The sequence below is a fragment of the Pseudomonas sp. Irchel 3H3 genome (genome assembly GCF_900187635.1).
Lineage (GTDB): Bacteria > Pseudomonadota > Gammaproteobacteria > Pseudomonadales > Pseudomonadaceae > Aquipseudomonas.
Window position 1 is genome coordinate 45,768 of the sequence record NZ_FYEC01000007.1, and the last position, 26,407, is coordinate 72,174.

The window sequence follows — 26,407 nt, forward strand, 5'->3', positions numbered from 1 at the left end:
CCCAAATCGCTGACAGCAAGGTGGAGTCCGGCCAGCAGGTGGTGCGTCAGAGCATGCAGCGGATCGAACAACTGGCAGACTCGGCGACGTCGGCCAGCTCCAGCATCGAGAGCTTGAGCGCCGAGATCCAGAACATTGGCAGTGTCCTCAGCGTGATCAAGAGCGTGGCCGAGCAAACCAATCTACTGGCCCTCAACGCCGCCATTGAGGCGGCGCGGGCAGGCGAGCAGGGCAGGGGCTTTGCCGTGGTGGCCGATGAGGTCCGCGCGCTGGCCAAGCGCACCCAGCAGTCGACCGAGGAAATCGAGCGCCTGGTGTCTTCCCTGCGCGGCGCCGCGCAGTCTTCAGTGCAGCAGATCGAGAACAGTGGCGAGTTGGTCAAGCTGGCGGTCAGTGATGCGCTGCAGACCGAGAGCGCACTGGGCAGTATCGCTGCGGCCGTTTCGCTGATTCAGCAGATGAACCAGCAGATCGCGGCCGCAGCCGAGCAGCAGAGTTCGGTGGCCGAAGAGATCAATCGCAGCGTCACCAGCATCCGTGCCAGTGCCGATCAATCCTCGCTGGCCATGCAGGGCAATGCCGCGTCGAGCATTGAGCTGGCGCAGTTGGGTGTGGAGCTGAAGGGAATGGTCGGGCATTTCAGGCTGTAGGGCGGGGGGCGTAGCAGGAGGATCGCAGGCCAGTACTGACCTGCGATCCTCGAAGGTGATATCAGTCGTAGATGACTTTCTTCTTCCAGTCTGCATCGGCCTCGACTTCCTTGAGGCCCTCGGTCAACTCATTCACGTCACCTTCAACCGGGGCAATGTTGGTCAGCACCATGGAGTTGGCGCGGGCCAGGAGTTTTTCCAGGAACTTCAACTGTTCACTGTAGGCCTGCGGATCGGGTTGTTTGCGCAAGTACTGCACGCCACGCTCGAATGCCAGGCGCGCCTGGCCAGGTTGTTCCTGTTGCAGGGCGTGCTGGCCCAGATTGCTGAAAAACTCGATGTGCAGCAACACCAGGATGTGGCGGATTTCACGAATCCAGCTTTTTGCCTCGTTGGTGGGCAGGAAACCATCGTGGGCGGCGCGGGTGACCTGTCCATGCAAGGCTTCGAGCAGGAAACGTACGTCCTTGGCCTTGGCCTCGGTCAGGATCGGCGCCGGCCGGTTGTTCACCGGAATCGATTCGCCCTGGGCAATCAAGGCCTTCAACTCTTCGATGCGGCTTTTCAAGGGGGTGCTGGATTTCTCCAGATTGAGCATGCGCTGGCAGACGTTCAGTTCCAGGCGAGCCAGCAGCAACTTGAGGGCCGGTGTCATCAACTGGCCGGGGAAGGTCTCGGTGATTTCGCCGCAGCGGCGCAAGCGGTCATTGAGTTCAACCTTGGTGCGGGCCTTTTGCAGCTTGTTGTTTTCCACCACATTGTTCATGTAGCCAATAGCGATCAGTAGTGCGATCCCGACTATTACTAGCAGGGTGATCATGAGTGGTGTCACCGTGAAGACCTCTTTATTGGGTTTGGGTGCGAGTGTAGTGGCTAAGCCTGGGGGCGGATAGGGCGGTGCGACGAGTTGAAACGGGCCCTGCAGCGGTCGATAGGGGTAGGTGGTCGATGGATGCACAATGCCACTATCGGTGTGCCAAGGACTATAGCGCCTTGGCGAGTGCCAGAATATAGGCGTCAAACACCGGTCGGCCGAAAACCCCGAAACGTCCCACAAAGGACAGCGAAGTCATTGATTTAAATAAATTTATATCGGGGGGTTGACGACCCCTCAATCCATCCATAGAATGCGCGCCACTTACAGCGTAAAGCGAACAGCAAAACGCGGTAGGGAGTGAAGTTGTAGCTGTGTCCCCTTCGTCTAGTGGCCTAGGACACCGCCCTTTCACGGCGGTAACAGGGGTTCGAGTCCCCTAGGGGACGCCAATGCGGGAATAGCTCAGTTGGTAGAGCACGACCTTGCCAAGGTCGGGGTCGCGAGTTCGAGTCTCGTTTCCCGCTCCAATTTTAAACAGCAGTGCTTTCGGGCGGTGCTGAGTGAAACCAGAACCAAGTCTTCGGATGCGGCTCTGGACACCGAAACACACACCATGTGTTCCGGGTAGCGTGTCCCCTTCGTCTAGTGGCCTAGGACACCGCCCTTTCACGGCGGTAACAGGGGTTCGAGTCCCCTAGGGGACGCCATTTGCGGGAATAGCTCAGTTGGTAGAGCACGACCTTGCCAAGGTCGGGGTCGCGAGTTCGAGTCTCGTTTCCCGCTCCAAATTTAACGAGAGCGCCACTCAGTGAGTGGCGTTTTTGTTGGTCACCGCAGCACACGCCATGTGTTGCGGGTAGTAGTTGCTGTGTCCCCTTCGTCTAGTGGCCTAGGACACCGCCCTTTCACGGCGGTAACAGGGGTTCGAGTCCCCTAGGGGACGCCATTGCGGGAATAGCTCAGTTGGTAGAGCACGACCTTGCCAAGGTCGGGGTCGCGAGTTCGAGTCTCGTTTCCCGCTCCATATTCATCAAAAACGCCGCTCATCGAGCGGCGTTTTTGTGTGCGTGGGTTTTTTCTTGCCTCGCCATTCAAGTGGCAATACCTGCTGCCCACCGGGTGTTTCCCCTCGCCATTAAACCTCTCAAATTGTTACCGGACGCACCAATACCGGGCGAAGTGCGCACCGGGTAACAGTCTGAACCTTGAACGGCCTGATCCTCAATACACTGTTTATGTACGGCGAACCCCCCGTGCCTGTGGGCTTGCGTGCCTTTCGCCTGGGGCGGTTTGGCCTTGCGCGGGGGAGTTGGCTGAGTGATTGCATATGCTTGTACGTACAAGTAAGTCTATGTGTGTAAGTGTTGAGGTCGAAGCTCGGCGCACTGGATTGCTTTTGAAGCTAGCGCTTGAGGTTCGGGATCAGGTTTAGCGTCTTGCGCGCAGTCCCTGACCGTATCCATGGGTCACAAGCGCCCGTCATGGTTTTAGGAATTGATAATAATGAAAAGAACATTGCTGACCCTTTCTGCGCTGACCCTCTGCCTGGCTGCCGGTGCTGCCCTGGCCAAGGACTACAAGGAGCTGCGTTTTGGCGTCGATCCTTCTTATGCACCCTTCGAATCCAAGGCCGCCGATGGCAGCCTGGTGGGCTTCGATATCGATCTGGGTAACGCGATCTGCGCCGAGTTGAAGGTCAAGTGCCGGTGGGTAGAAAGTGATTTTGACGGCACGATTCCCGGGCTCAAGGCCAACAAGTTCGACGGTGTGATTTCCTCGATGACCGTTACCCCGGCTCGGGAAAAAGTCATCGATTTTTCCAGTGAGCTGTTCTCCGGGCCAACTGCCCTGGTCTACAAGAAGGGTTCCACTGTAGGTATCGACCTGGCTTCGCTCAAGGGCAAAAAAGTCGGCTACGAGCAGGGCACCATTCAAGAGGCCTATGCCAAGCAAGTACTGGACAAGGCTGGCGTGGAAACCCAGGCCTACGCCAACCAGGACCAGGTCTACGCTGACCTGATTTCCGGCCGTCTCGACGCCTCGATCCAGGACATGCTGCAAGCCGAGCTGGGCTTCTTGAAGTCGCCACAAGGTGTCGACTACGAAGTCAGCCCGCCCGTCGACAGTCCACTGTTACCGGCCAAGACCGCGGTGGGTATTGCCAAGGGCAACACCGAACTCAAGGCCCTGATCAATAAAGGCATCCAGGCGCTGCACGATGACGGCACCTACGCGGCGATCCAGAAAAAACACTTCGGTGATCTGAATCTCTACAGCGGCAAATAACGTCCCGCGCCCTTCTCGGGGAGGGCGCTTCTTTATCGCTATAGGTCCTGTGAATTATGTTCGAAGCTCTCTTACAGACGCTCGGGCTTTCCGCATTCAGCTTGCAGGGTTTTGGCCCTCTGTTGCTGGAAGGCAGCTGGATGACCGTCAAGTTATCGATTTTGTCCCTACTGCTGAGTGTGCTGCTCGGTCTGCTCGGCGCCAGCGCCAAGCTGTCCAGCCTCAAACTGTTGCGAATTCCCGCCCAGCTCTACACCACCTTGATTCGTGGGGTGCCGGACCTGGTGCTGATGCTGTTGATTTTCTACAGCCTGCAAACCTGGTTGACCAGTTTTACGGTGGCCATGGAGTGGGAATACATCGAGATCAATCCATTTGGCGCCGGGGTCATCACCCTGGGCTTTATCTATGGCGCCTATTTCACCGAGACCTTCCGTGGCGCGATCCTCGCCGTGCCCCGTGGCCAGATGGAAGCTGCCACCGCCTACGGCCTGAGTCGTGCGCAGCGCTTTCGCTTCGTGGTCTTCCCGCAGATGATGCGTTTCGCTTTGCCCGGCATTGGCAACAACTGGATGGTGATTCTCAAGGCCACCGCGCTGGTGTCGATCATCGGCCTGGCCGACCTGGTCAAGGCCGCCCAGGACGCCGGCAAGAGTACTTATCAGTTGTTCTTTTTTCTGGTGTTGGCGGCGCTGATCTACCTGCTGATCACCAGCGCGTCGAATGTCGTCCTGCGCTGGCTTGAGCAGCACTACGCGGCAGGTTCCCGGGAGGCAGTGCGATGATTGAGCTCTTGCAGGAGTACTGGAAGCCGTTCTTCTACAGTGACGGCTACCACATCACCGGCCTGGCGATGACGATGTGGCTGCTCAGCGCCTCGATCTGCATCGGCTTCCTGGTGTCGATCCCGCTGGCGATTGCCCGGGTTTCACCGCACTTCTACATCCGCTGGCCGGTGCAGTTCTACACCTACCTGTTCCGTGGCACGCCGCTGTATATCCAGTTGCTGATCTGCTATACGGGGATCTACAGCCTCGCCGCGATCCGCGCGCAACCGGTGCTCGATGCGTTCTTTCGCGACGCGATGAACTGCACGATCCTGGCCTTCGCCCTGAACACCTGCGCCTACACCACGGAGATTTTCGCCGGGGCGATTCGCAGCATGAACCACGGCGAAGTCGAGGCTGCCAAGGCCTATGGCCTGACGGGCTGGAAGCTGTATGCCTACGTGATCATGCCTTCGGCCCTGCGCCGTTCGTTGCCCTACTACAGCAACGAAGTGATCCTGATGCTGCACTCCACCACCGTGGCCTTCACCGCGACCATCCCGGACATCCTGAAAGTCGCGCGGGACGCCAACTCGGCAACCTTCCTGACGTTCCAGTCGTTCGGCATCGCCGCGTTGATCTACCTGGCCGTAACCTTTGCCCTGGTCGGTCTGTTCCGGGTTGCCGAACGCCGCTGGCTGGCATTTCTCGGTCCAGCCCATTAAGGGCTGCAGTCACCGTCTGCGACCGATGCGCCGCGACTTACCTTTTTTCTTTCTGGATGTTTGCGCCCATGTACAAACTGACCATTGAAGAGTTGCACAAGAGTTACGGTAGCCACGAAGTGCTCAAGGGGGTTTCCCTCAAAGCCAAGACCGGGGATGTGATCAGCCTGATCGGCGCCAGTGGTTCGGGCAAGAGCACCTTTTTGCGTTGCATCAACTTTCTCGAAACCCCCAACGACGGTGCCATGAGCCTGGACGGCAAGTCGATTCGCATGGTCAAGGATCACCATGGCATGCGCGTGGCCGACGACGCCGAGTTGCAACGCCTGCGCACGCGCCTGGCGATGGTGTTTCAGCACTTCAACCTGTGGGGCCACATGACGGTGCTGGAAAACATCAGCATGGCGCCGCGCCGGGTGCTGGGTGTCAGCAAGAAAGAGGCTGAAGAGCGGGCCCGCCGTTATCTGGAAAAGGTCGGCCTGCCGGCTCGTGTGGCAGAGCAGTATCCGGCGTTCCTCTCCGGTGGCCAGCAGCAGCGGGTGGCGATCGCCCGTGCGCTGGCAATGGAGCCGGAAGTCATGCTGTTCGACGAGCCCACTTCGGCCTTGGACCCGGAGTTGGTGGGGGAGGTGCTCAAGGTGATCCAGGGGTTGGCCGAAGAGGGGCGGACGATGATCATGGTCACCCATGAAATGAGCTTTGCGCGCAAGGTCTCCAACCAGGTGCTGTTCCTGCATCAAGGGCGAGTCGAAGAGCAGGGGGCGCCGGAGGAGGTGCTGGGTAATCCGAAGAGCGAGCGCCTGCAACAGTTTCTCAGCGGTAATCTGAAGTAACTGCGTGCGCGTCCGGCCGCGGGGCTGGGCGCGTGCAGTTTGTTACAGCGAGAGCAGCAGGCGTCCGGCAAACAGAATCAGGATCACGCCCATGGTCCGTTCGAACCAGTGGCCCATGCGCATGAACTGCTGGCGCACCCGGTTGCTGGAAAAGAACAGTGCCACCAGGACAAACCACAGGGCGTTGACCAAACACATCCACAGTCCGTACAGCGCCTGCACCTCCAGCGGCGTGGTGGCGCTGATGAGCGTGGTGAAGATCGCCAGAAAGAACAGCGTTGCCTTGGGATTGGTGGCGTTGGTCAGGAAGCCGGTGGTAAAGGCTTTGCCCAGGCTCTGCGGGGCTTCGGCTATGGTGGCGGCCGGTTCGCTGTCAAGCGTCGACTTGGGTTTGCTGCGCAGCAGGCTCACGCCCAGATAAACGATGTAGCCACCCCCCAGCACCTTGGCCACCGTCAGCAACCAGGGCGTGGTGTGCATCAGTGCGCCGACGCCGAGCACGGTGTACAGCACATGCACTGAAATGCCCGCGCCAATACCCAGCGCAGTGCAGATCCCCACCCAGCGGCCAAACCTCACGCTCTGGCGGATCGTCACCGCAAAATCCGGCCCCGGGGCCACCACGGCGAGAAAGTGGATGGTCGCCAACGCCAGGAACTCACCCAGATAATTCGAAAGCATCTCAACTCCAGCAGGTAGGGGGAGCATGCTCTGGCGAGCATGCCGGTAACGTGTGCTTTCAGGTGAGGGACAGGTCGGGGGTCAGCTGACGTCGTAGCGCACCGACAGCGTGCCTTTCTTCTGCGAGAGGCTGGCGATGGTCACCGTGCCGAGTTCCTGCAGGCGCCGCACATGGGTGCCGCCGCAACCGTAGGCCGGTAGTTCACCAAAACTGATTTCCCGCGCGCCTTCGCGCAGCGAGGTCAGGCGCGGCAGGTCGTCTTCAATCCACTGGGCCAGAGCGTCTTGCAGGGCACTGGCATCGAACTCTGTGGGCGTCTCGCCCGGCTTGAACGTCACCCGTCCTTCACCTGGCCAGTGATGACCCTTGATCGGAATCCAGCCTAGGGTTTCGGCAAAGTGCCCGATCAAGTGCCCGGCCGTATGCAGCCGGGTATTGAGCTGGCGACGTTGCTCGTCGAGGCGGATGCGGGTCATGCCGGGGCTGATGGGCCGATCGACGTAGTGCACGATGCGCTCGGGCTCCTGAACCACCCGCAGGACCTGGCTTTCACCGATCCAGCCGGTGTCGCAGAGTTGACCGCCACCTTGGGGATGGAACAGCGTGGCACGCAGTACGACGGCAAATTCGTTCTCGTAGGGCGTGCACTCCAGGACTTCCACGTTGGCACTGTGTTCATCGCTGTGGAAGAACAGGCGAAGCGTCATATTCCAGGCTCTTATCAAAATTTCCGTTTTTTATTATATGGATGGCGCAATAGCGTGATAATCCGTTCAAACATCAAAGGACTGTTGCGCTGTGAGCATAAATCTACCGTTACCGCTGTTGGGTGAAATGGCGATTTTCGTCAAGGTGGTCGAGACCGGCAGCTTCTCGGAAGCGGCGCGCCAGCTGGGTTCTTCTCCCTCGGCGGTGAGCCGGAGCATCTCGCGCCTGGAAAAGGCCCTGGCCACCCGGCTGCTGCAACGCACCACGCGCAAGTTGCGCCTGAGCGATGGCGGCGAAGAGGTGTTCAAACGCTGCCAGGAGATGGTCAGCGCCGCCCGTTCGGTCATGGAAATCAGTGGCCAGTTTACCCAGGAGGCCGAAGGGTTGGTGCGGGTCAGCGTGCCCAAGGCTGTGGGGCGGTTTGTGATCCATCCGCATATGCCAGAGTTTCTGCGGCGCTACCCCAAGGTCGATGTCGAGTTGCTCCTGGAGGATCGCGAGGTCGACCTGATCGACGACCATGTCGACCTGGCGATCCGCATCACCGACCGCCCACCGGTGGGACTGGTGGGGCGTCAGTTGCTGACCATCGACCACCTGCTGTGTGCGACGCCGCAGTACCTGGCGGAGCACGGTACGCCGAGCCATCCTCACGACCTGCTGAATCACAGTTGCATCTACCTGGGGGAAACGCCGAGCGATGCGCGCTGGAAGTTCAAGCGAGGCAGCAAGGCGGTGACCGTCGGCGTGCGCGGGCGATATGCGGCCAATCACACCGGGGTGCGCCTGGGGGCCGTGTTGCAGCATATCGGCATTGGCAGCCTGCCGTACTTCACCGCCCGGCATGCCCTTGAGCAGGGGTTGATCGTGCAGGTGCTAGCGGACTGGAGCTTTCTCGCTTCCTACAGTGGTGGCGCCTGGTTGCTGCATTCGCCGACGCGCTACCTGCCGCCCAAGCTGAGGGTGTTCATTGACTATCTGGTGGAGTGCCTGGAGAAAGAGCCGACGCTGAGTAAGCCCGGGAAATCGGCAGGGGTGGGTACGTTTGTTGCGCACTATGAGTTGCCGGAGAGTGAGGGGTTGTTCTGAGGTAGTGCGGGAGGGGGGACATTTCTGTGGGAGCGGGCTTGCCCGCGATGGCGATTTCCGCCAATCCCCCGTAGCAGCTGCCGAGCCCGCGAGGCTGCGTTCGAGGACACAGTCCTCGCCGCCCTTCAATGAGCCGACCTAGCGGTCGGCCTGCTTGGCTGTGCTGTAGGAGGTTCGCTTCCTGCTGTTGATCAGTGCTTGCTGTCCTGGTTCGACAGGGCCAGCAGTTGTTTTTCCTGGTTCCAGTCGAAAGGTTCGTCGTTCTGTTCGGCTTCGAAGCGACGTTCTTCCAGGGCTTGGTACAGGTCGATCTCATCGTCGGGCATGTAGTGCAGGCAGTCACCGGCGAAGTACCACAGCAGGTCGCGTGGGACCATATGGGCGATTTGCGGGTAGCGTTGGATGATCTGGCACATCAGGTCCTGGCCCAGGTACTGGCTTTCGATCGGATCGATCGGCAGGGCGGCACGCAGTTCATCGAAGCGTTCCAGGAACAGCGCATGGCTTTCTTCCGGGACCTGCTCGGCTTCACCGACAGCGACCAGGATACTGCGCAGGAGGTCGAGCTGGACGAGAGTTTGGTCGAGCATAACGGGAGTCCTCTAGAACTAAAGCAAAACGGGCGCCGGAGTATATAGCTCTGGCGCCCGTTTTTCATCTCCGCCGCGCTGGACGGGCCAGGGGCCTAGCGGACTTTGCCCTCGGCCAGTTGCAGTTGCTCCTTGGAAAAGTCATCGACGTCGATCACTTTGCGACGCGCCGCTTCGGCTTCGCGCAGGCTCTGCGCCTCCACGGCTTGCAGCACCCCGGCCTCAAGGGCCGCGTCGATGAGGTTTTCCCCGGCAGCGGGCTTGAACTGCCCGTTCTTGAGGGCCAGGTGGAGTTTTTTCTGCAGCGGATGGACCGCATTCAGCAGATTGCAGGCATGTTGCAGGGCGCCCACCGGATCTTCGACAGCTTGCGGACGGTAGCAGCCGCCCAGGAGCTCCTCGAGGGTCGGGTCGCCCTTGGCCCGGCCGATCACGCCTGCCACTTCGGCACCGAGTCGGTCGTCCGGGCCTTTGTGTCGGCGCCCGAACGGAAACACGATGACCCGCAACAGGCAGCCCAGCACCTTGCTCGGGAAGTTGCTCAACAGCTCGTCCAGCGCCCGTTCGGACTGCCCCAGGCTTTCCTCCATTGCCCAGGTGAACAGCGGCCGCATGTGCTCGGGCGAGTCGAGGTCGTGATAACGCTTGAGCGCGGCAGAGGCCAGGTACATGTTGCTCAGTACATCGCCCAGGCGGGCTGACAGGCGCTCACGGCGTTTCAGCTCGCCGCCCAGCAACATCATGCTCAGGTCGGCGAGCATGGCGAAGGCAGCCGCCTGGCGGTTGAGCGCGCGGAAGTAACCCTGGCTGAGTTTGTCGCCGGGACTGTGTTCCAGATGACCAAAGCCGAGGTTGAGGACCAGGGTGCTGGCCGCGTTGCTCACGGCAAAGCCGATATGCTTGAGCAGCAAACCGTCGAACTCTTTCAGTGCCTGGTCCTTGTCTTCGCGGCCGGCAAGGGCCATTTCTTTCAGGACGAACGGGTGGCAGCGGATCGCACCCTGGCCGAAGATCATCAGGTTGCGCGAGAGAATGTTCGCGCCCTCCACGGTGATGAAGATCGGCGCACCTTGCCAGCTACGTCCCAGGTAGTTGTTCGGGCCCATGATGATCGCCTTGCCGCCGTGCACATCCATTGCGTGGCTGATGCACTCGCGACCCCGTTCGGTGAGGTGATACTTGAGCACTGCCGAGAGCACCGAGGGTTTTTCGCCAAGGTCCAGGGCGCTGGCGGTGAGCATGCGGGCCGCGTCCATCATCCAGGCATTGCCGCCGATGCGCGCCATGGCTTCCTGAATACCTTCGAAGGCCGAGAGCGGCACGTTGAACTGTTCACGCACCTGGGCATATTGGCCGGTGACCAGGCTGGTGAACTTGGCGGCGCCCGTGCCTACGGCTGGCAACGAAATCGAGCGTCCCACCGACAGGCAGTTCATCAGCATCATCCAGCCCTTGCCGAGCATCTCCTGGCCGCCAATGAGGAACTCCAGGGGCACGAAAACGTCCTTGCCGGAGTTGGGCCCGTTCATGAACGACGCGCCGAGAGGCAGGTGGCGGCGCCCGATTTCCACGCCATCGGTATCGGTGGGAATCAAGGCCAGGCTGATGCCCAGGTCTTCTTCGTCGCCCAGCAGATGGTCCGGATCATAGGCCTTGAACGCCAGGCCGAGCAGCGTGGCCACGGGGCCCAGGGTGATGTAGCGCTTTTCCCAGTTCAGGCGCAGGCCCAGGGTTTCCTCGCCTTGCCATTGGCCTTTGCAGATAATCCCGGTGTCAGGCATCGCGCCGGCGTCGGAACCTGCCAGCGGGCCGGTCAGGGCGAAGCACGGGATGTCATCGCCACGGGCCAGGCGCGGCAGGTAGTGGTTGCGTTGTTCTTCGGTGCCGTAGTGCAGCAGCAGTTCGGCCGGCCCCAGTGAGTTGGGGACCATGACGGTGGAGGCGAGGTCGCCACTGCGGGTCGCCAGTTTCATCGCCACTTGTGAGTTGGCGTAGGAGGAGAACCCCTTGCCGCCGTATTCCCGGGGAATGATCAGGGCAAAAAAGCCGTTGGCCTTGATATGTGCCCAGGCTTCGGCTGGCAGGTCCATGGTCTGGCCGATCTGCCAGTCGCTGACCATGGCGCAGAGCTCTTCGGTCGGGCCGTCGAGGAAGGCCTGCTCCTCTTCGCTCAACTGCGCCTTGGGATAGGCCAGCAGCTTGTTCCAGTCCGGGCGACCGCTGAACAGTTCACCATCCCACCAGACGGTGCCCGCATCGATGGCGTCGCGTTCGGTCTGCGACATGGGCGGCAGGGTTTTCTGGAACCAACTGAACAGCGGGGCGCTGAAGAACTTGCGCCGCAGATCTGGCAGGAGCAGGGGCGCGGCCACGGCCGCCAGCGCGATCCAGAAAATCAGCAGCAACCAGCCGGGTGCGTGACTCAGGATGCCCATCGCCAGCAGGTAGGCGGCGACGATACCCAGGGCGGGCAGGGGCGCGGTGCGGCGGTGAGCCAGATAGGCAATTGCGACCACTAGAACCAGTATCCACAACAGCAACATATTCAATCCTCCGTGAAACCAGGGTCAAAACCACCCCAAGAGCTTAGTCGGCATCTGCCAAAGGGGGCGGTTGGCACTATGTGTTTGAATGTGTAGGAAATAGGGGGGTGTATTTCGCTTGTGAAACCGGGCGGCAAGCCGAACAAAAGCTGCGTGGGGTGTGTGACAAGCTCTCATGTTTGGCCGATATGTCGTTATCTCTGTGCTGAGGGTGTCGCTAGACTCGGGGCTTCCCCAGGAGATTGTTCTCATGCACGAGTATCTGAGTCCCGGCCGCTTCATCGATAGTGACCACCTGTCGGTGGTGGAGTTCGCCGAAAAACATCGGGGTAGCAGTCCAGACCCGGTCACGCAGGCGGTCAATCTCTATTACGCCGTGCGCGAGGCCGTGCGCTACAACCCCTATACCTTCAGTCGTGATCCCGAGACGCTGCGCGGCAGCTTTGCCCTGGCCACCGGTGAAAGCTACTGCGTGCCCAAGGCCACTTTGCTGGCCGGCTGTGCCCGGCATTGCGGCATAGCGGCACGCATCGGCCTGGCGGATGTGCGTAATCACCTGTCGACCCCGCGCCTGATCGCCTTGCTCAAGAGCGATGTGTTCGCCATGCACGGGTACACCGAGCTGTATCTGCAGGGGCGCTGGGTCAAGGCGACGCCGGCGTTCAATGCGCGGCTGTGTGAAATTTTCGATGTGCCGGCGTTGGAGTTCGACGGGGTCAACGACAGTGTGTTTCATGCCTTCAACCGCCAGGGGCTGCAGTCCATGGAGTACCTGGTGGATCACGGGCAGTTTGCCGATGTGCCCGAGGCGTTCTTTTTCGAGCATCTGCAACAGTGCTATCCGCATTTGTTCAGCGAGCGGATGCCGGCCCTGCTGGGGGACATGCAGAGCGATTTGTCTGACGCTTGATCCGGCGTAGACTGCCCCGGCATTCATCCATTGAGGGAAGGTCATGCTGAAGATCTGGGGTCGGAAAAACTCGTCGAACGTCAGAAAACCACTGTGGGCGGCGCAGGAACTTGGCCTGGCCTATGAGGCCATCGACGCCGGCGGCGCGTTTGGGGTTGTCGATACGCCCGAGTACCGTGCCATGAACCCCAACGGCCGGGTGCCGGTGATCGAAGATGATGGCTTTGTGCTGTGGGAGTCCAACACCATCGTGCGATACCTGATGGCTCGTCACGCCAATGCGACCCATTGGTACCCGGCCGATGTCCAGGCCCGCGCGAGTGCCGAAAAATGGATGGACTGGACCACCTCAAGTTTCGCCGGTCCCTTCCGTACAGTGTTCTGGGGTGTGTTGCGCACCCCGCCCGCGCAGCAGGACTGGTCGGCGATCAACGCCGCGATCAAGGAGTGCGAAGCCTTGCTGGCGATGGCGGACCAGGCGTTGGCCAGCCAACCCTATCTGTCCGGTGCCGAGATCGGCATGGGCGACATTCCCCTGGGCAGTTTCATCTATGCCTGGTTCGAGATGTCCATCGAGCGCACTCCGCAACCCCATCTGCAAGCCTGGTACGCGCGCCTGAAACAGCGCCCGGCCTATCAGAAAGCGGTCATGACCGCGTTGACTTAATACTGACTATCAATACGCGTGACTGTACTTGTGCGACTTCGCCAAGCACCATAACGCTCATGCGCCGCGGTGGTTTTACTCGCCGCGAGCCGCAACGTATTTCTCACTTCCCTTCTTGGTGCGTAAATCCGATATGAGTTCTGCTCTGTCCATCCGGCAGCTAACCAAAACCTACGGCAACGGTTTCCAGGCCCTGAGTGGTATCGATCTGGATGTCGCTGAAGGTGACTTCTTCGCCTTGCTCGGCCCCAACGGGGCTGGCAAATCCACCACCATCGGCATTCTCTCGACCCTGGTCAACAAGACCAGTGGCAGCGTGAATATCTTCGGTCACGACCTAGACCGCAACCCGGCCGCGCTCAAGCGCAGCATCGGCGTGGTGCCCCAGGAGTTCAACTTCAACCAGTTCGAAAAGACCTTCGACATCGTAGTGACCCAAGCGGGCTACTACGGCATTCCCCCCAAGGTTGCCAAGGAGCGGGCCGAACAGTACCTGACCCAACTTGGCCTGTGGGACAAGCGCGATGTTCCGTCGCGCTCACTGTCCGGCGGCATGAAGCGCCGCTTGATGATCGCCCGCGCGCTGGTGCACGAGCCGCGCCTGCTGATCCTCGACGAGCCTACTGCCGGCGTCGATATCGAACTGCGGCGCTCGATGTGGAGCTTCCTCACCGAGCTGAACCAGAAGGGCATCACCATCATCCTCACCACCCACTACCTGGAAGAGGCCGAGCAGCTGTGCCGCAACATCGGCATCATCGACCACGGCACCATTGTCGAAAACACCAGCATGCGTAACCTGCTCGGTCAGTTGCATGTCGAGACGTTCCTGCTCGACCTCAAGCACGACATGCAGGTGGCGCCGCAGTTGATCGGCTACCCGAGCCGGCGGATCGACAGCCATACCCTGGAAGTCCAGGTGGATAAAGCGGTGGGCATCACGGCGTTGTTCGCTCAATTGGCGACGCAGAACATCGAAGTGTTGAGCCTGCGCAATAAAACCAATCGCCTCGAGGAGTTGTTCGTGTCCCTGGTGGAGAAAAACCTGGCGAAGGTGGCCATATGAGTTCCGAACTGCAACCCAACCTCGTTGCCCTCAACACCATCGTTTACCGTGAAGTGCGCCGGTTTACCCGGATCTGGCCGCAGACCTTGCTGCCGCCGGCGATCACCATGGTTCTGTACTTCGTGATTTTCGGTAATCTGATCGGCCGGCAGATCGGTGACATGGGTGGCTTCACCTACATGGAGTACATCGTGCCGGGCTTGATCATGATGTCGGTGATCACCAACTCCTACGGCAACGTAGTGTCGAGTTTCTTCGGCAGCAAATTCCAGCGCTCCATCGAAGAGCTGATGGTGTCGCCGGTTTCACCGCACACCATTCTGATCGGCTACACCCTGGGCGGTGTGCTGCGCGGCTTGATGGTTGGGGTGATCGTGACCTTGCTGTCGATGTTCTTCACTGACTTGCAGGTGCATCACCTGGGCGTGACTATCCTGGTGGTGGTGCTGACGGCCACTATCTTCTCGTTGTTGGGGTTCATCAATGCGGTGTTTGCGCGTAACTTCGACGATATCTCGATTATCCCGACCTTTGTGCTGACCCCCCTGACTTACCTGGGCGGGGTGTTCTACTCCATCAGTCTGCTGCCGCCGTTCTGGCAGACGGTGTCGCTGGCCAACCCGGTGTTGCACATGGTCAATGCCTTCCGCTACGGCATTCTTGGCGTGTCGGACATCAAGATCAGCATCGCCATCACCTTCATGCTGGTGGCCACCGTGGTGCTGTACGTCGGCTGTGCACGGTTGCTGGTCAGTGGTCGCGGGATGCGCACCTGATACAGGCACCCTGCGACAATAAAAACGGCACCCTGCGAGGTGCCGTTTTTTATTTGGTTCGCCGAGCTTTTTTGCGTCGCGTCCATTGCCGGCCGACCCACCAGCGCCAGTAGGTCATGGTCATGCAGTAAGCCAGGGCACCGAGCACCAGGCCGGCCACCACCGACCCTAGCAGGAACGGTTGCCACAGCGTCGACAGTTCACCGCTGATCCATTCCCAGGTCAGTTCCTCCGGCAGGCTGCGGGCAGGCACATTCATCAGCCAGGCGCCGGTCTGGTAGGTGCAGAAAAACACCACTGGCATGGTAATCGGGTTGGTCAGCCAGACCAGGCTCACCGCGATCGGAATATTGCCGCGCACCGAAATCGCCAGTGCCGCCGCTACCAGCATCTGCATGGGGATCGGCAAAAAGGCGGCAAACAGGCCCACCGCCATGGCCCGGGCTACCGAGTGGCGGTTGAGGTGCCAAAGGTTCGGGTCATGCAGCAGGGTGCCGAGAAAGCGTAAGGACTTGTGTTCCCTGATGCTGCTCGGGTCTGGCATGTAACGTTTGAATAAGCGCCGGGGCATAGGGCTTCTCGGTCAGTTCAGGCGGCAAGTATGCCCGGATTCAAGGAAACGCCCATTCAGACTTTGTGACAATTAATAAATGCGCGGCGCCGTGACTCGGCTAATCCAAGAGAGGGCACTCTCAAGGACGGGCTTATGCGCACAGGGATGTTGGCGCTTGCACTGGGTCTGTTGACCCTGGTTTTTTTGCCGGCCTTACCACCGGTCGGGATGTTGCTGGCGATGGTCTTGCTGGCGCTGATGCTGCTGCCGTTTCGCACCTACCCGCTGGCGTTGTTTCTATTGGGCCTGGTGTGGGCCTGTAGCAGTGCGCAGTGGGCGCTCGATAATCGCCTGGCGCCGGAGCTCGACGGCCAGACCCGCTGGATCGAAGGCCGGGTCGTGGGCTTGCCGCGGTACGCACCCGGCGTGGTGCGCTTTGAGTTGGCCGATGCCCAGGCGCGGCGCACCGAGGTGCCGAAGTTGCTCCGGCTGGCCTGGTATGACGGGCCGCGGGTCAACAGCGGCGAACGCTGGCGGCTGGCCGTGAAGCTCAAGCGTCCCGTGGGCCTGCTCAACCCCCATGCCTTTGATTACGAGGCCTGGCTGTTGGCGCAACGCATCGGTGCCACGGCCACCGTCAAGGACGGACAGCGCCTGCAGCCTGCGCAATGGGCCTGGCGCGACGCGGTTCGCCAGCGTTTGCTGGCCGTCGACGCCCAGGGCCGAGAAGGGGCACTGGCGGCGTTGGTGCTGGGCGACAGCTCTGGGCTGAGCCGTGCCGACTGGCAAGTCCTGCAGGACACCGGCACCGTGCACTTGCTGGTGATTTCCGGACAGCACGTGGGTTTGCTGGCGGGGATGGTCTATCTGCTGATTGCGGGGCTCGCCCGGTATGGCCTGTGGCCGCAGCGCCTGGCGTGGTTGCCCTGGGCCTGTGGCCTGGCGTTCGCCGCGGCACTGGGCTATGGGTTGCTGGCGGGATTCGAGGTGCCCGTGCGCAGGGCCTGCGTGATGATTGGCCTGGTGTTGTTATGGCGCCTGCGCTTTCGCCATCTTGGGGCCTGGTGGTCATGGCTGCTGGCGCTCAATGCAGTGCTGCTGTTGGACCCCATGGCCAGTTTGCGCCCGGGGTTCTGGCTGTCGTTTGCTGCGGTGGCGGTGTTGATTTTCACCTTTGGCGGGCGACTGGGGCCGTGGCGCTGGTGGCAAACCTGGACCCGTGCCCAGTGGCTGATTGCGCTGGGCTTATGTCCGGTGCTGTTGATCCTCAACCTGCCCATCAGCCTCACCGGCCCCTTGGTCAATCTGTTGGCCGTGCCCTGGATCAGCTTGCTGGTCCTGCCCCCAGCCTTATTGGGCACGTTATTGCTGCCGGTGCCCTATATCGGGGAGGGCCTGCTGTGGCTGGCTGGCGGTTTGCTCGAGGGGCTATTCGGCGCGCTGGCCTGGGTGGCGGGTAAACTGCCGGCCTGGGTGGCGCCGGCAGTACCTCTGTGGGTCTGGGCGATCGCCGTGCTGGGCGCGGTATTGCTATTGCTGCCCAAGGGCTTGCCGTTGCGGTTGCTCGGCTGGCCGATGTTGCTGCTCCTGGTGTTCGCGCCGCTCCGGGAGCTGCCCGAAGGCCGGGCCGAAGTCTGGCAACTGGATGTCGGCCAGGGCCTGGCGATTGTAGTGCGCACCCGGCAGCACACTCTGCTCTATGACACGGGCCCGGGTTTTCGCGACTCTGACCTCGGAGCGCAGGTGGTCCTGCCGGCGTTGCGCAAGTTCGGTGTCCGCCACCTGGACCTGATGCTGATCAGTCACGCCCATGCCGATCATGCCGGGGGCGCTCGCTCGATCTGGCGTGGCCTACCGGTCACGCAGGTGATCAGCGGCGAACCGCCGGACCTGCCGGATGAATTGCGCGCTTTGCCCTGTGTCAGTGGCAAGCAGTGGGAGTGGGACGGAGTGCGGTTTGCCCTGTGGCATTGGCCTGGGGCGACTGACAGCAATCAGAATTCCTGTGTGTTGCAGATTGAGGCCAATGGTGAGCGCCTGCTGCTGACCGGCGATATTGACGCCCGTGCCGAGCGGGTGTTGCTCGGTTCGCCGCTGGCGGTCCACAGCCATTGGTTGCAAGCGCCACACCACGGTAGCCGCAGTTCTTCATCCGAGGCTTTTGTCCGCGCGCTGGCGCCCCAGGGGGTACTGATTTCCCGGGGGCATGGCAACAGCTTCGGTCATCCCCATCCGCAGGTGGTCGAGCGTTATCAACGCCTGGGAGTGCAGATCTATGACAGTGCCGAGCACGGCGCGGTGCGCCTGCTTCTGGGGGAGTTCGCGGCGCCGCAGGCGATGCGTCGTGGAGCACGTTTCTGGCACAGTGCACCGTCCGTCAGCCCTGCACCCTGAGGCGGCGTGGCCTGGTGCCATTGCCGGGCACGGTCGTCGGCGGGCCCGGCCTCTATGGCCTGTCGGTATGCTAAAGTGGCGCACTTTTTCGAGGGGACTGTCACTGTGTGGGAATTGGTCAAATCCGGCGGCTGGATGATGTTGCCGATCATTTTGAGTTCGATCGCTGCATTGGGCATTGTTGCCGAGCGCCTGTGGACCCTGCGGGCCAGCCGTGTGACCCCGGAGCACTTGCTCGGGCAGGTCTGGGTGTGGATCAAGGACAAGCAACTCAATAAAGAAAAACTCAAGGAATTGCGCGCCAACTCGCCGCTGGGGGAAATCCTCGCCGCGGGCCTGGCCAACTCCAAGCATGGTCGCGAGATCATGAAGGAGTGCATCGAAGAGGCTGCCGCCCGGGTCATTCATGAGCTGGAGCGCTATATCAATGCGCTCGGTACCATTGCGGCCATGGCGCCATTGCTGGGGCTGCTGGGTACGGTGCTGGGCATGATCGATATTTTCAGTTCGTTCATGGGCTCGGGCATGACCACCAACGCCGCGGTGCTGGCCGGGGGGATTTCCAAGGCCTTGATCACCACGGCCGCGGGCCTGATGGTGGGGATTCCGTCAGTGTTCTTCCACCGGTTCCTGCAGCGCCGCATCGATGAACTGGTGGTCGGCATGGAGCAGGAGGCGATCAAGCTGGTTGAAGTGGTGCAGGGCGACCGTGACGTCGACCTGACCGAGGGCAAAGCGTGAAATTCCGCCGCAAGCCACGGGAGAATGTGGACATCAACCTGGCGTCGCTGATCGACGTGGTGTTTATCCTGCTGCTGTTTTTCGTCGTGACCACTACCTTCACCCGGGAAACCCAGCTGCGTGTCGATTTGCCGGAAGCGGTCAGCGGCTCGCCGGCCGAAGACCAGCAGGCCAAGCAACTGGATGTCGCCATCAGCGCCGACGGGACGTTCTCGGTGAACAACCAGGTGCTGCCCAAGAACGACCTGGCCAGCGTGATCGATGCGTTGAAAAAACAGTCCAATGGCGACACCAACCTGCCGCTGTCCATCAGCGCCGATGGCAAGACCCAGCACCAGGCGGTCATCACCGCCATGGACGCCGCCGGCAAGCTGGGATTCACCCATTTGCGCATGACCACTGTCGAGGCGGCTCCGGCACCCTGATGGCCATGTCCGATCGATTGCTCGCCGCGTGGTACGCCGGTCATCCGGCGCTTAAAGTCTTGTGGCCACTGGAGTGGTTGTACCGGCGCGTGGTCACGGCCAAGCGCCGGCGGTTCCTGGCGGGCGAGGGCGAGATCTACCAGCCCCCGGTGCCGTTGATCGTGGTCGGCAACATCACGGTCGGGGGCACCGGCAAGACGCCGTTGATTCTGTGGATGATCGAACACTGCCAGCGCGCCGGCCTGCGGGTCGGGGTGGTCAGTCGTGGCTACGGGGCGACGCCGCCGCAGTTGCCCTGGCGGGTCGAGGCGCAACAGACAGCCGCGATGGCCGGCGATGAGCCGCTGCTGATCGTCCAGCGCACTGGCGTGCCCTTGATGATCGATCCGGACCGCAGTCGCGCCGTCCGTGCGTTGTTGGCCGCCGAGCCGCTGGACCTGATCCTTTCCGACGACGGCATGCAGCATTACCGCCTGGCGCGCGACCTCGAACTGGTGCTGATCGATGCCGCGCGCGGCCTGGGCAATCGTCGTTGCCTGCCGGCTGGGCCGTTGCGCGAGCCGGTGGAGCGCCTGCAAAGCGTTGATGCGGTGCTGTACAACGGCGCCCTGGCTGATGCCGACGATGGTTTTGCATTCCGCTTGCAACCCACGGCTCTGGTCAACCTGTTGACCGGCGAGCGCCGCGGCCTCGAGCATTTTCCAGCGGGGCAGGCGTTGCACGCAGTGGCCGGGATCGGCAATCCGCAACGTTTCTTCACTACCCTTGAAACGCTACACTGGCAGCCTGTGCCACATGCGTTTGCCGACCACGCGCAATACAGCGCGGCGGCCTTGAATTTCACGCCATCGCTACCGCTGGTCATGACGGAAAAGGATGCGGTGAAATGCCGAGCCTTTGCTGCCCCCGACTGGTGGTACCTGGCGGTCGATGCTGCGCCTTCACCGGCTTTCGTGGCCTGGTTCGATACGCAGCTGATGCGGCTGTTGCCCGCACGTCTTTTGCCTTAAACGCTGTTTTCCAGGGAGTTTTTCATGGACACCAAATTGCTCGACATCCTCGCCTGCCCGATCTGCAAAGGTCCACTCAAGCTCAGCGCCGACAAGACCGAACTGATCAGCAAGGGTGCTGGCCTGGCATTTCCGATTCGTGATGGCATTCCGGTCATGCTGGAAACCGAAGCCCGTACCCTGACCACCGAAGAGCGCCTGGACAAATGAGCAACGCGTTCACCGTGGTGATTCCGGCGCGATTTGCCTCCACGCGCCTGCCGGGCAAGCCCCTGCAGATGATTGCCGGCAAGCCGATGGTCCAGCATGTCTGGGAGCAGGCGCGTAAAAGTGCCGCCCAACGAGTGGTAATCGCCACCGACGACGCGCGCATTGTCGAGGCCTGCCAGGCCTTTGGTGGCGAAGTGGTGATGACCCGGGTCGACCACAACTCCGGCACTGACCGCCTGGCCGAGGTGGCCACCCAGTTGGGCCTGGCGCCAGATGCCATCGTGGTCAACGTCCAGGGTGACGAGCCGTTGATTCCGCCGAGCGTGATCGACCAGGTCGCCGCCAACCTGGCAGCCCATGCCGAAGCGGGCATGGCGACCCTGGCCGAACCGATCGAAGACCTTGAAACCCTGTTCAACACCAATGTGGTCAAGGTCGTCAGCGACCTCAATGGCCTGGCGTTGACCTTCAGTCGGGCGACCCTGCCGTGGGCGCGCGACCAGTTCGCCAAGAGCCAGACGCAAATGCCTGAAGGCGTGCCGTACCGCCGTCATATCGGGATCTACGCCTACCGTGCCGGCTTCCTGCATGACTTCGTCAGCTGGGGCCCGTGCTGGCTGGAAGACACCGAGTGCCTGGAACAGCTGCGCGCGCTCTGGCACGGTGTGCGGATCCATGTCGCCGATGCCCTTATTGCCCCGCCAGCGGGGGTCGACACCCTTGAAGACCTCGAGCGCGTCCGTCGCCTGCTGGAGGCCTGATGCGGGTTCTGTTTGTCTGCCTGGGCAATATCTGCCGGTCGCCGACGGCCGAAGGCGTACTGCGGCATAAGCTGCGTGCAGCCGGGCTGACCGGGCAGGTCGACGTGGCTTCTGCCGGCACCGGCGACTGGCATGTCGGCAATCCGCCCGACAAGCGTAGCCAGGCCGCAGCCCTGCGCCGGGGCTACGACCTGTCGGCGCAACGGGCGCAACAGGTAACGCGTGCCGACTTCTCCAGCTACGACCTGATCCTGGCCATGGACCAGAGCAACCTGCGCCACCTCAAGACCCTGCAGCCCACCCAGGGCAAGGCTGAGCTGGACCTGTTCCTGCGTCGATATGAGTCGAGTGTCGATGACGTACCGGATCCTTACTGCGACGGTGAGCATGGCTTCGAACAGGTGCTGGACCTGATCGAACAGGCCTGCGATTTGCTGGTGATTGAATTGAAGGGACGCTTATGACTTTGCACCTGCAGTCGCAGGTTTCGCTCAAGCCGTTCAACAGCTTTGGCGTGGATGTGCGCGCGCAACTGTTCGCCGAGGCCCAAAGCGATGCCGACGTTCGCCAGGCGCTGGCGTATGCCGACGAGCACGGGCTGCCATTGCTGGTGATTGGCGCGGGCAGCAACCTGCTGCTGACGGCGGACATCCCGGCGTTGGTGCTGCGCATGGCCACTCGCGGGATTCGCCAGTTGAGCGACGATGGCACGCGTGTAGTGATCGAAGCCGAGGCGGGCGAAGCCTGGCACCCCTTTGTGCTATGGACGCTGGCGCAGGGCTTGTCGGGTCTTGAGAACCTCAGCCTGATTCCCGGCACGGTAGGTGCGGCGCCGATGCAGAACATCGGGGCCTATGGGGTGGAGATCAAGGACGTGTTCGCCGGGTTGACGGCCCTGGATCGCCAGACCGGCGAGCTGCGGGATTTCACCCTGGCCGAATGTAACTTCGCCTACCGCGACAGCCTGTTCAAGCAACAGGTTGGCCGCTGGTTGATCCTGCGGGTACGTTTTGCCCTGGACCGGGTCGAGCATTTGCACCTGGAATACGGTCCGGTGCGCCAGCGCCTGACCGAGCAGGGCATCGAGCGGCCGAGCGCCAGCGATGTCAGCCGGGCGATTTGCAGTATTCGCAGTGAGAAGCTGCCTGACCCGGCCGTGCTCGGCAACGCCGGCAGCTTTTTCAAGAATCCGCTGGTCGGCGCCCAGTTGGCCGCGCAAATCCGCCTCGCGCACCCGGGCCTGGTCGGTTATCCACAAGCCGATGGCCAGGTCAAGCTGGCGGCCGGCTGGTTGATCGAGCAGGCGGGCTGGAAAGGTTTTCGCGAAGGCGACGCCGGAGTACACCGGCTGCAATCGCTGGTGCTGGTCAACTATGGCGGTGCCACCGGGCTTGAGTTGCTCGCGCTGGCGCAGCGGATCCAGAAAGACATATTCGAGCGTTTTAATGTCGAGCTGGAAATGGAACCGAACCGCTATTGAGCTACGCTTGAACGCTGAACCCAGAGCCCTGCACACCCTAATGGTTGCAGGGCTTTTTTGTTAATGATCAGTTAACGTGAGCTTCTGACGATGTTTTCATTTTGCTCCACCGAAGGCCCGGTGAAGACCCATCTTCACAAGAGAGCCCATTAGCCTGAGTCGATCTGCGTGTTCCGAACCCTCGCTACAGCGCGGCAGATAACTCGGCCCCATAACCTCATGCATATGCGGGCGTGCCCATGATTACCCTGAAGCTCAATGGTCAAGACCATCAACTGGACGTCACCGAGGACATGCCGCTGCTCTGGGCGATCCGCGACGTTGCCGGTTACAGCGGCACCAAGTTTGGCTGTGGCATGGGCCTGTGCGGTGCGTGCACCATCCATATCGACGGTGCCCCGGCGCGCAGTTGCATCACCCCGATCGGTTCGGTGGTCGGCCAGGATATCGGTACTATCGACAACCTGCACCGCGATCCGCTCGGCCAACTGGTCCAGCAAGCCTGGCTTGATACGGCCGTGGCGCAGTGCGGATTCTGCCAGGGTGGCCAGATCATGTCGGCCACAGCATTGCTCAAGACCCATCCCAACCCCAGCGATGAGCAGATCGAGACCGCGATGGTCGGCAATATCTGCCGCTGTGGCACCTATAACCGGATCAAGACTGCAATCCGCCAGGTGGCAACTCATCTGCAGGAGGCCAAGGCATGAGCCGCTTACCCAGTGATTTTGTCCTGAGCAACCTCAGTCGACGCGGCTTTCTCAAGGGGGTAGGCGCCACCGGTGCGCTGGTGCTGGCAGCCAGTTGGGGGTGGCAGGAGGCGTTCGCCGAGGTCAAAAAGTTCGGTGCCGAGGGCATGCCCAACGGCTGGATCGATGACCCCAAGGTGTACGTCAGCATAGCCGCCGATGGCACGGTGACGGTGCTGTGCAACCGCTCGGAAATGGGCCAGGGCGTGCGCACCAGCTTGAGCATGGTGGTGGCCGATGAACTGGACGCCGACTGGGCCATGGTCAAGGTCCGCCAGGCGCCGGGCGATGAAGTACGTTTCGGCAACCAGGACACCGACGGTTCGCGCAGCATGCGCCACTGGTACGAGCCGATGCGCCGGTGTGGGGCTGCGGCGCGGAGCATGCTGGAGCAGGCGGCGGCCAATCAATGGCAAGTGCCGGTCGACGAATGCCGGGCGCAATTGCATACCGTCCGCCATCAGCCCAGTGGTCGCCAATTGGGCTACGGCGCGCTGGCCGAGGCGGCCGCTGCCTTGGCGGTACCGGCGCGAGAAAGCCTGCGGCTGAAGCAGCCGTCGGAGTTTCGTTACATCGGCAAGGAGTCGGTGCGTGCCATTGATGGCGAAGACATTGTCACCGGGCGGGCGGTCTACGGCGCCGATGTGCACTTCGAAGGTATGCTCTTTGCCACCGTAGCGCGGCCGGCGGTGTATGGCGGCACGGTCAAGTCCTTTGATGCCAGTGCGGCGCTGAAGGTGCCGGGGGTGGTCAAGGTGATGCAGATCGACAGTCGGCCGATTCCCTCCGAGTTCCAGCCGCTGGGCGGTGTGGCAGTGATTGCGAGCAATACCTGGGCGGCGATCAAGGGGCGCGAGGCGCTGAAAATTGTCTGGGCCGACGGCGCCAATGCCGCATATGACTCGCTTGCCTACCGCAAGGAGCTGGAGGCTGCTGCGCTCAAGCCGGGCAAGGTAGTGCGCAGCACCGGCAATATCGACGAGGCGCTGAACAGTGCCGCCAGCAGCCTGGAAGCGTCCTATTACTTGCCTCACCTGGCACAGTCGCCAATGGAGCCGATGGTTGCCGTAGCGCGCTTCAAGGATGGCCAGTGCGAAGCCTGGGCGCCGAGCCAGGCCCCCCAGGTCACCCGTGAGCGCATCGCCGAACGCCTGGGCATACCGTTCGACAAGGTCAGGGTGAACGTCACCTTGCTCGGTGGTGGTTTCGGGCGCAAGTCCAAGCCGGACTTCATCCTCGAGGCGGCGATCCTGGCCCAGGCGTTTCCCGGCAAGGCGGTGCGGGTGCAGTGGACCCGTGAAGACGATATCCACAACTCCTACTTCCATACGGTTTCGGCCGAATACCTCAAGGCCAGTCTCAATCAGGACGGCATGCCATCCGGTTGGCTGCACCGCACCGTGGCGCCGAGCATCACCGCGTTGTTCGCGCCGGGTATGGATCACGAAGCCGCTTTTGAGCTGGGCATGGGCTTCACCAACATGGCCTATGCGATTCCCAACGTGCGCCTGGAAAATCCCGCAGCCGCTGCCCATACCCGGGTCGGCTGGTATCGTTCGGTGTCGAACATTCCCCATGGTTTCGCCATCCAGAGCTTTGTCGACGAGCTGGCGCACAAGGCCGGCCAGGATCCGCTGAAGTACCAGATCAAGCTATTGGGGCCTGATAGGCAGATCGACCCGCGGACCTTGAGCGAGGAGTGGAACTACGGCGAATCCCCCGAACGTTACCCGATCGACACTGCGCGTCTGCGTGCGGTGCTGGAAACCGCCGCCCAGGCTGCCGGCTGGGGTCGCGAGTTGCCCAAGGGCCGTGGCCTGGGGCTGGCAGTGCACTACAGCTTCGTCACCTATGTGGCGGCAGTCATCGAAGTGGAGGTCGGGGATGACGGGACGCTGGTGGTGCACAAGGCGGATATCGCCGTCGATTGTGGTCCGCAGATCAATCCCGAGCGTATTCGCTCGCAGTTCGAGGGGGCCTGCGTGATGGGCCTGGGCAACGCGGTGCTGGGGGAGATCAGCTTCAAGGACGGCAAGGTCCAGCAAGACAACTTCCATATGTACGAGGTGGCACGCATGTCCCTGGCGCCAAAGGTGCTGGCGGTGCATCTGGTCACGCCACCGGGCAACGTGCCATTGGGCGGGGTCGGCGAGCCGGGCGTGCCACCGATTGCACCGGCCCTGTGCAATGCGATCTTTGCCGCGACTGGCAAGCGTATCCGCAGTTTGCCCGTGCGTTATCAGCTGCAAGGCTGGCAGCAGGAAAAGGCGTGATGGCGCGTGTGCAGCGCAATGTCGGCGCGATCATTCTCGCGGCAGGGCAGGGCAGTCGTTTTCGGCAAGTGGCCGGCGCCGACCAGGACAAGCTGCTGGCGCTGTGCAAAGGCCGCGATGGGGTTGTCCGGCCGGTGCTCGAGCATAGCCTGCGCAACTTGCCGGACAGCGTCCAGCCGCGCTGGTTGGTGACCACGCCGGACCGCGCCGAGGTCGCCCGGCTGGCCCGTGTCTACGGCTGCGAAGTGCTGTGGCTGGCATCGGCGGGCATGGGCGACAGCATCGCCGCGGCGGTGGCGGCTTGCCCAGGGTTGGAGGGATGGCTGGTGGTGCTGGGAGATATGCCGTTTATCTTGCCGGCGAGTATTGATGAGGTGGTTGCCCAAGTGGCGGCCGATACCATCAGTGTGCCGGTGCAGGCGGGCGAGTTCGGCCACCCCGTGGGGTTTGGCGCATCGTTTGGCCCGGCGTTGATGGCCCTGTCCGGTGATCGTGGGGCCAAGCCGTTGTTTGCCACGGCCAAGGTGGTCGAGGTGGTGGTGAAGGATGGGGGTGTTCTGTGGGATGTGGATGTGCCACAGGCGCTGGTTTTTGGTTAATCAGCCGGGTGATGCCTTTGTGGCTTGCCAGCGATGGACGTACCAACCTGGGAGCGGGCGCCGGTTCCCACGATAAAAAAAGCCCCGCCTGATTGCTCAGGCG

General features: G+C 61.7%; 26 protein-coding genes, 6 tRNA genes and 1 pseudogene. 27 read left to right on the plus strand and 6 right to left on the minus strand.

The annotated features are described in order from the left end of the window. Positions 1-53: 53 nt before the first annotated feature. Positions 54-650, plus strand: a pseudogene (locus CKW24_RS28625) (methyl-accepting chemotaxis protein); the annotation flags it as partial. A gap of 61 nt (positions 651-711) precedes the next feature. On the opposite strand, the gene CKW24_RS10250 reads toward CKW24_RS28625, so the two are convergent. Next, on the minus strand, positions 712-1,470 hold the full coding sequence (locus CKW24_RS10250; protein WP_177440614.1) for a hypothetical protein: 759 nt from the start codon (positions 1,468-1,470) through the stop codon (positions 712-714). Positions 1,471-1,840: 370 nt separating this feature from the next. Between CKW24_RS10250 and CKW24_RS10255 the strand changes: the two genes are divergently transcribed. The 10 genes from CKW24_RS10255 (at position 1,841) to CKW24_RS10300 (ending at position 6,078) form a co-directional block, all read left to right on the plus strand. Continuing rightward, positions 1,841-1,916, plus strand: a tRNA-Glu gene (locus CKW24_RS10255). Between the two features lie 2 nt (positions 1,917-1,918). Further along, positions 1,919-1,994 (plus strand) — tRNA-Gly (locus CKW24_RS10260). A 104-nt stretch (positions 1,995-2,098) separates the two neighbouring features. Next, a tRNA-Glu gene (locus tag CKW24_RS10265) sits at positions 2,099-2,174 on the plus strand. Between the two features lie 3 nt (positions 2,175-2,177). Further along, positions 2,178-2,253: transfer RNA gene (locus CKW24_RS10270), tRNA-Gly, on the plus strand. Between the two features lie 84 nt (positions 2,254-2,337). Next, positions 2,338-2,413 (plus strand) — tRNA-Glu (locus CKW24_RS10275). 2 nt (positions 2,414-2,415) lie between these two features. Then, a tRNA-Gly gene (locus CKW24_RS10280) sits at positions 2,416-2,491 on the plus strand. A gap of 479 nt (positions 2,492-2,970) precedes the next feature. Then, entirely contained in the window at positions 2,971-3,753 is a 783-nt protein-coding gene (locus tag CKW24_RS10285; RefSeq protein ID WP_095167588.1) for a transporter substrate-binding domain-containing protein, read from the plus strand. A gap of 56 nt (positions 3,754-3,809) precedes the next feature. After that, complete coding sequence (locus CKW24_RS10290) at positions 3,810-4,538, plus strand: ABC transporter permease (protein ID WP_095167590.1); 729 nt, start codon at positions 3,810-3,812, stop codon at positions 4,536-4,538. Continuing rightward, on the plus strand, positions 4,535-5,245 hold the full coding sequence (locus CKW24_RS10295) for an ABC transporter permease (RefSeq protein ID WP_095167591.1): 711 nt from the start codon (positions 4,535-4,537) through the stop codon (positions 5,243-5,245). Before CKW24_RS10290 ends, CKW24_RS10295 begins: the two co-directional genes overlap by 4 nt. Positions 5,246-5,313: 68 nt before the next feature. After that, on the plus strand, positions 5,314-6,078 hold the full coding sequence (locus CKW24_RS10300; protein ID WP_095167593.1) for an ABC transporter ATP-binding protein: 765 nt from the start codon (positions 5,314-5,316) through the stop codon (positions 6,076-6,078). 42 nt (positions 6,079-6,120) lie between these two features. On the opposite strand, the gene CKW24_RS10305 is transcribed toward CKW24_RS10300, so the two are convergent. Both CKW24_RS10305 and CKW24_RS10310 read right to left on the minus strand, forming a co-directional pair. Continuing rightward, positions 6,121-6,759: a LysE family translocator gene (locus CKW24_RS10305; protein WP_095167595.1), complete on the minus strand. Its 639-nt coding sequence runs from the start codon at positions 6,757-6,759 to the stop codon at positions 6,121-6,123. 81 nt (positions 6,760-6,840) lie between these two features. Beyond that, the gene (locus CKW24_RS10310; RefSeq protein WP_095167597.1) at positions 6,841-7,467 is read right to left on the minus strand and encodes a hypothetical protein; all 627 of its coding nucleotides are present in this window, start codon (positions 7,465-7,467) and stop codon (positions 6,841-6,843) included. A 91-nt stretch (positions 7,468-7,558) separates the two neighbouring features. Here CKW24_RS10310 and CKW24_RS10315 point away from each other — a divergent pair, with 91 nt between their 5' ends. Next, positions 7,559-8,557, plus strand: a complete 999-nt coding sequence (locus CKW24_RS10315; protein WP_095167599.1) for a LysR family transcriptional regulator — start codon at positions 7,559-7,561, stop codon at positions 8,555-8,557. Positions 8,558-8,748: 191 nt separating this feature from the next. Here the strand turns inward: CKW24_RS10315 and CKW24_RS10320 are convergent, their stop codons facing one another. Both CKW24_RS10320 and CKW24_RS10325 read right to left on the minus strand, forming a co-directional pair. Beyond that, positions 8,749-9,147, minus strand: coding sequence for a PA2817 family protein (locus tag CKW24_RS10320; protein WP_095167600.1), 399 nt, complete (start codon positions 9,145-9,147; stop codon positions 8,749-8,751). A 95-nt stretch (positions 9,148-9,242) separates the two neighbouring features. After that, on the minus strand, positions 9,243-11,690 hold the full coding sequence (locus tag CKW24_RS10325) for an acyl-CoA dehydrogenase (RefSeq protein WP_095167602.1): 2,448 nt from the start codon (positions 11,688-11,690) through the stop codon (positions 9,243-9,245). Positions 11,691-11,940: 250 nt separating this feature from the next. Here CKW24_RS10325 and CKW24_RS10330 point away from each other — a divergent pair, with 250 nt between their 5' ends. The 4 genes from CKW24_RS10330 (at position 11,941) to CKW24_RS10345 (ending at position 15,109) form a co-directional block, all read left to right on the plus strand. Beyond that, positions 11,941-12,600 (plus strand): transglutaminase family protein, encoded by a 660-nt coding sequence (locus CKW24_RS10330; protein ID WP_095167604.1) that lies wholly within the window; start codon positions 11,941-11,943, stop codon positions 12,598-12,600. A gap of 43 nt (positions 12,601-12,643) precedes the next feature. Further along, positions 12,644-13,267, plus strand: a complete 624-nt coding sequence (locus CKW24_RS10335) for a glutathione S-transferase family protein (protein ID WP_095167606.1) — start codon at positions 12,644-12,646, stop codon at positions 13,265-13,267. Positions 13,268-13,400: 133 nt separating this feature from the next. Continuing rightward, complete coding sequence (locus CKW24_RS10340) at positions 13,401-14,333, plus strand: ABC transporter ATP-binding protein (protein ID WP_095167609.1); 933 nt, start codon at positions 13,401-13,403, stop codon at positions 14,331-14,333. Further along, entirely contained in the window at positions 14,330-15,109 is a 780-nt protein-coding gene (locus CKW24_RS10345) for an ABC transporter permease (protein WP_095167610.1), read from the plus strand. The genes CKW24_RS10340 and CKW24_RS10345 overlap by 4 nt, the downstream gene beginning before the upstream one ends. A gap of 49 nt (positions 15,110-15,158) precedes the next feature. On the opposite strand, the gene CKW24_RS10350 is transcribed toward CKW24_RS10345, so the two are convergent. After that, complete coding sequence (locus CKW24_RS10350; RefSeq protein ID WP_095167612.1) at positions 15,159-15,680, minus strand: DUF2062 domain-containing protein; 522 nt, start codon at positions 15,678-15,680, stop codon at positions 15,159-15,161. Positions 15,681-15,815: 135 nt separating this feature from the next. Here CKW24_RS10350 and CKW24_RS10355 point away from each other — a divergent pair, with 135 nt between their 5' ends. The 11 genes from CKW24_RS10355 (at position 15,816) to CKW24_RS10405 (ending at position 26,304) form a co-directional block, all read left to right on the plus strand. Continuing rightward, entirely contained in the window at positions 15,816-18,056 is a 2,241-nt protein-coding gene (locus CKW24_RS10355; RefSeq protein WP_095167614.1) for a DNA internalization-related competence protein ComEC/Rec2, read from the plus strand. 105 nt (positions 18,057-18,161) lie between these two features. Further along, entirely contained in the window at positions 18,162-18,797 is a 636-nt protein-coding gene (locus CKW24_RS10360) for a MotA/TolQ/ExbB proton channel family protein (RefSeq protein ID WP_162530197.1), read from the plus strand. Beyond that, positions 18,794-19,222 (plus strand): biopolymer transporter ExbD, encoded by a 429-nt coding sequence (locus CKW24_RS10365; RefSeq protein ID WP_095167615.1) that lies wholly within the window; start codon positions 18,794-18,796, stop codon positions 19,220-19,222. Before CKW24_RS10360 ends, CKW24_RS10365 begins: the two co-directional genes overlap by 4 nt. Continuing rightward, positions 19,222-20,232, plus strand: a complete 1,011-nt coding sequence (lpxK, locus tag CKW24_RS10370) for a tetraacyldisaccharide 4'-kinase (protein ID WP_095167617.1) — start codon at positions 19,222-19,224, stop codon at positions 20,230-20,232. The genes CKW24_RS10365 and lpxK overlap by 1 nt, the downstream gene beginning before the upstream one ends. 24 nt (positions 20,233-20,256) lie before the next feature. Next, complete coding sequence (locus tag CKW24_RS10375) at positions 20,257-20,442, plus strand: Trm112 family protein (protein ID WP_095167619.1); 186 nt, start codon at positions 20,257-20,259, stop codon at positions 20,440-20,442. Next, the gene (kdsB, locus tag CKW24_RS10380; RefSeq protein WP_095167621.1) at positions 20,439-21,203 is read left to right on the plus strand and encodes a 3-deoxy-manno-octulosonate cytidylyltransferase; all 765 of its coding nucleotides are present in this window, start codon (positions 20,439-20,441) and stop codon (positions 21,201-21,203) included. The genes CKW24_RS10375 and kdsB overlap by 4 nt, the downstream gene beginning before the upstream one ends. Then, positions 21,203-21,667 (plus strand): low molecular weight protein-tyrosine-phosphatase, encoded by a 465-nt coding sequence (locus CKW24_RS10385; protein WP_095167623.1) that lies wholly within the window; start codon positions 21,203-21,205, stop codon positions 21,665-21,667. The genes kdsB and CKW24_RS10385 overlap by 1 nt, the downstream gene beginning before the upstream one ends. Beyond that, positions 21,664-22,683, plus strand: coding sequence for a UDP-N-acetylmuramate dehydrogenase (gene murB / locus CKW24_RS10390; RefSeq protein ID WP_095167625.1), 1,020 nt, complete (start codon positions 21,664-21,666; stop codon positions 22,681-22,683). Before CKW24_RS10385 ends, murB begins: the two co-directional genes overlap by 4 nt. Positions 22,684-22,922: 239 nt before the next feature. Next, complete coding sequence (locus tag CKW24_RS10395) at positions 22,923-23,393, plus strand: (2Fe-2S)-binding protein (RefSeq protein ID WP_095167626.1); 471 nt, start codon at positions 22,923-22,925, stop codon at positions 23,391-23,393. Next, the gene (locus CKW24_RS10400; RefSeq protein WP_095167628.1) at positions 23,390-25,705 is read left to right on the plus strand and encodes a xanthine dehydrogenase family protein molybdopterin-binding subunit; all 2,316 of its coding nucleotides are present in this window, start codon (positions 23,390-23,392) and stop codon (positions 25,703-25,705) included. The genes CKW24_RS10395 and CKW24_RS10400 overlap by 4 nt, the downstream gene beginning before the upstream one ends. Further along, on the plus strand, positions 25,705-26,304 hold the full coding sequence (locus CKW24_RS10405) for an NTP transferase domain-containing protein (protein WP_371917582.1): 600 nt from the start codon (positions 25,705-25,707) through the stop codon (positions 26,302-26,304). The genes CKW24_RS10400 and CKW24_RS10405 overlap by 1 nt, the downstream gene beginning before the upstream one ends. Positions 26,305-26,407 lie beyond the last annotated feature (103 nt).

Coding starts and splice junctions, on each gene's coding strand:
- CKW24_RS10250 (WP_177440614.1), bottom strand. CDS start 1,470: ATGATCACCCTGCTAGTAATAGTCGGGATCGCACTACTGATCGCTATT.
- CKW24_RS10285 (WP_095167588.1), top strand. CDS start 2,971: ATGAAAAGAACATTGCTGACCCTTTCTGCGCTGACCCTCTGCCTGGCT.
- CKW24_RS10290 (WP_095167590.1), top strand. CDS start 3,810: ATGTTCGAAGCTCTCTTACAGACGCTCGGGCTTTCCGCATTCAGCTTG.
- CKW24_RS10295 (WP_095167591.1), top strand. CDS start 4,535: ATGATTGAGCTCTTGCAGGAGTACTGGAAGCCGTTCTTCTACAGTGAC.
- CKW24_RS10300 (WP_095167593.1), top strand. CDS start 5,314: ATGTACAAACTGACCATTGAAGAGTTGCACAAGAGTTACGGTAGCCAC.
- CKW24_RS10305 (WP_095167595.1), bottom strand. CDS start 6,759: ATGCTTTCGAATTATCTGGGTGAGTTCCTGGCGTTGGCGACCATCCAC.
- CKW24_RS10310 (WP_095167597.1), bottom strand. CDS start 7,467: ATGACGCTTCGCCTGTTCTTCCACAGCGATGAACACAGTGCCAACGTG.
- CKW24_RS10320 (WP_095167600.1), bottom strand. CDS start 9,147: ATGCTCGACCAAACTCTCGTCCAGCTCGACCTCCTGCGCAGTATCCTG.
- CKW24_RS10325 (WP_095167602.1), bottom strand. CDS start 11,690: ATGTTGCTGTTGTGGATACTGGTTCTAGTGGTCGCAATTGCCTATCTG.
- CKW24_RS10330 (WP_095167604.1), top strand. CDS start 11,941: ATGCACGAGTATCTGAGTCCCGGCCGCTTCATCGATAGTGACCACCTG.
- CKW24_RS10335 (WP_095167606.1), top strand. CDS start 12,644: ATGCTGAAGATCTGGGGTCGGAAAAACTCGTCGAACGTCAGAAAACCA.
- CKW24_RS10340 (WP_095167609.1), top strand. CDS start 13,401: ATGAGTTCTGCTCTGTCCATCCGGCAGCTAACCAAAACCTACGGCAAC.
- CKW24_RS10345 (WP_095167610.1), top strand. CDS start 14,330: ATGAGTTCCGAACTGCAACCCAACCTCGTTGCCCTCAACACCATCGTT.
- CKW24_RS10350 (WP_095167612.1), bottom strand. CDS start 15,680: ATGCCCCGGCGCTTATTCAAACGTTACATGCCAGACCCGAGCAGCATC.
- CKW24_RS10355 (WP_095167614.1), top strand. CDS start 15,816: ATGCGCACAGGGATGTTGGCGCTTGCACTGGGTCTGTTGACCCTGGTT.
- lpxK (WP_095167617.1), top strand. CDS start 19,222: ATGGCCATGTCCGATCGATTGCTCGCCGCGTGGTACGCCGGTCATCCG.
- CKW24_RS10375 (WP_095167619.1), top strand. CDS start 20,257: ATGGACACCAAATTGCTCGACATCCTCGCCTGCCCGATCTGCAAAGGT.
- kdsB (WP_095167621.1), top strand. CDS start 20,439: ATGAGCAACGCGTTCACCGTGGTGATTCCGGCGCGATTTGCCTCCACG.
- CKW24_RS10385 (WP_095167623.1), top strand. CDS start 21,203: ATGCGGGTTCTGTTTGTCTGCCTGGGCAATATCTGCCGGTCGCCGACG.
- murB (WP_095167625.1), top strand. CDS start 21,664: ATGACTTTGCACCTGCAGTCGCAGGTTTCGCTCAAGCCGTTCAACAGC.
- CKW24_RS10395 (WP_095167626.1), top strand. CDS start 22,923: ATGATTACCCTGAAGCTCAATGGTCAAGACCATCAACTGGACGTCACC.
- CKW24_RS10400 (WP_095167628.1), top strand. CDS start 23,390: ATGAGCCGCTTACCCAGTGATTTTGTCCTGAGCAACCTCAGTCGACGC.
- CKW24_RS10405 (WP_371917582.1), top strand. CDS start 25,705: ATGGCGCGTGTGCAGCGCAATGTCGGCGCGATCATTCTCGCGGCAGGG.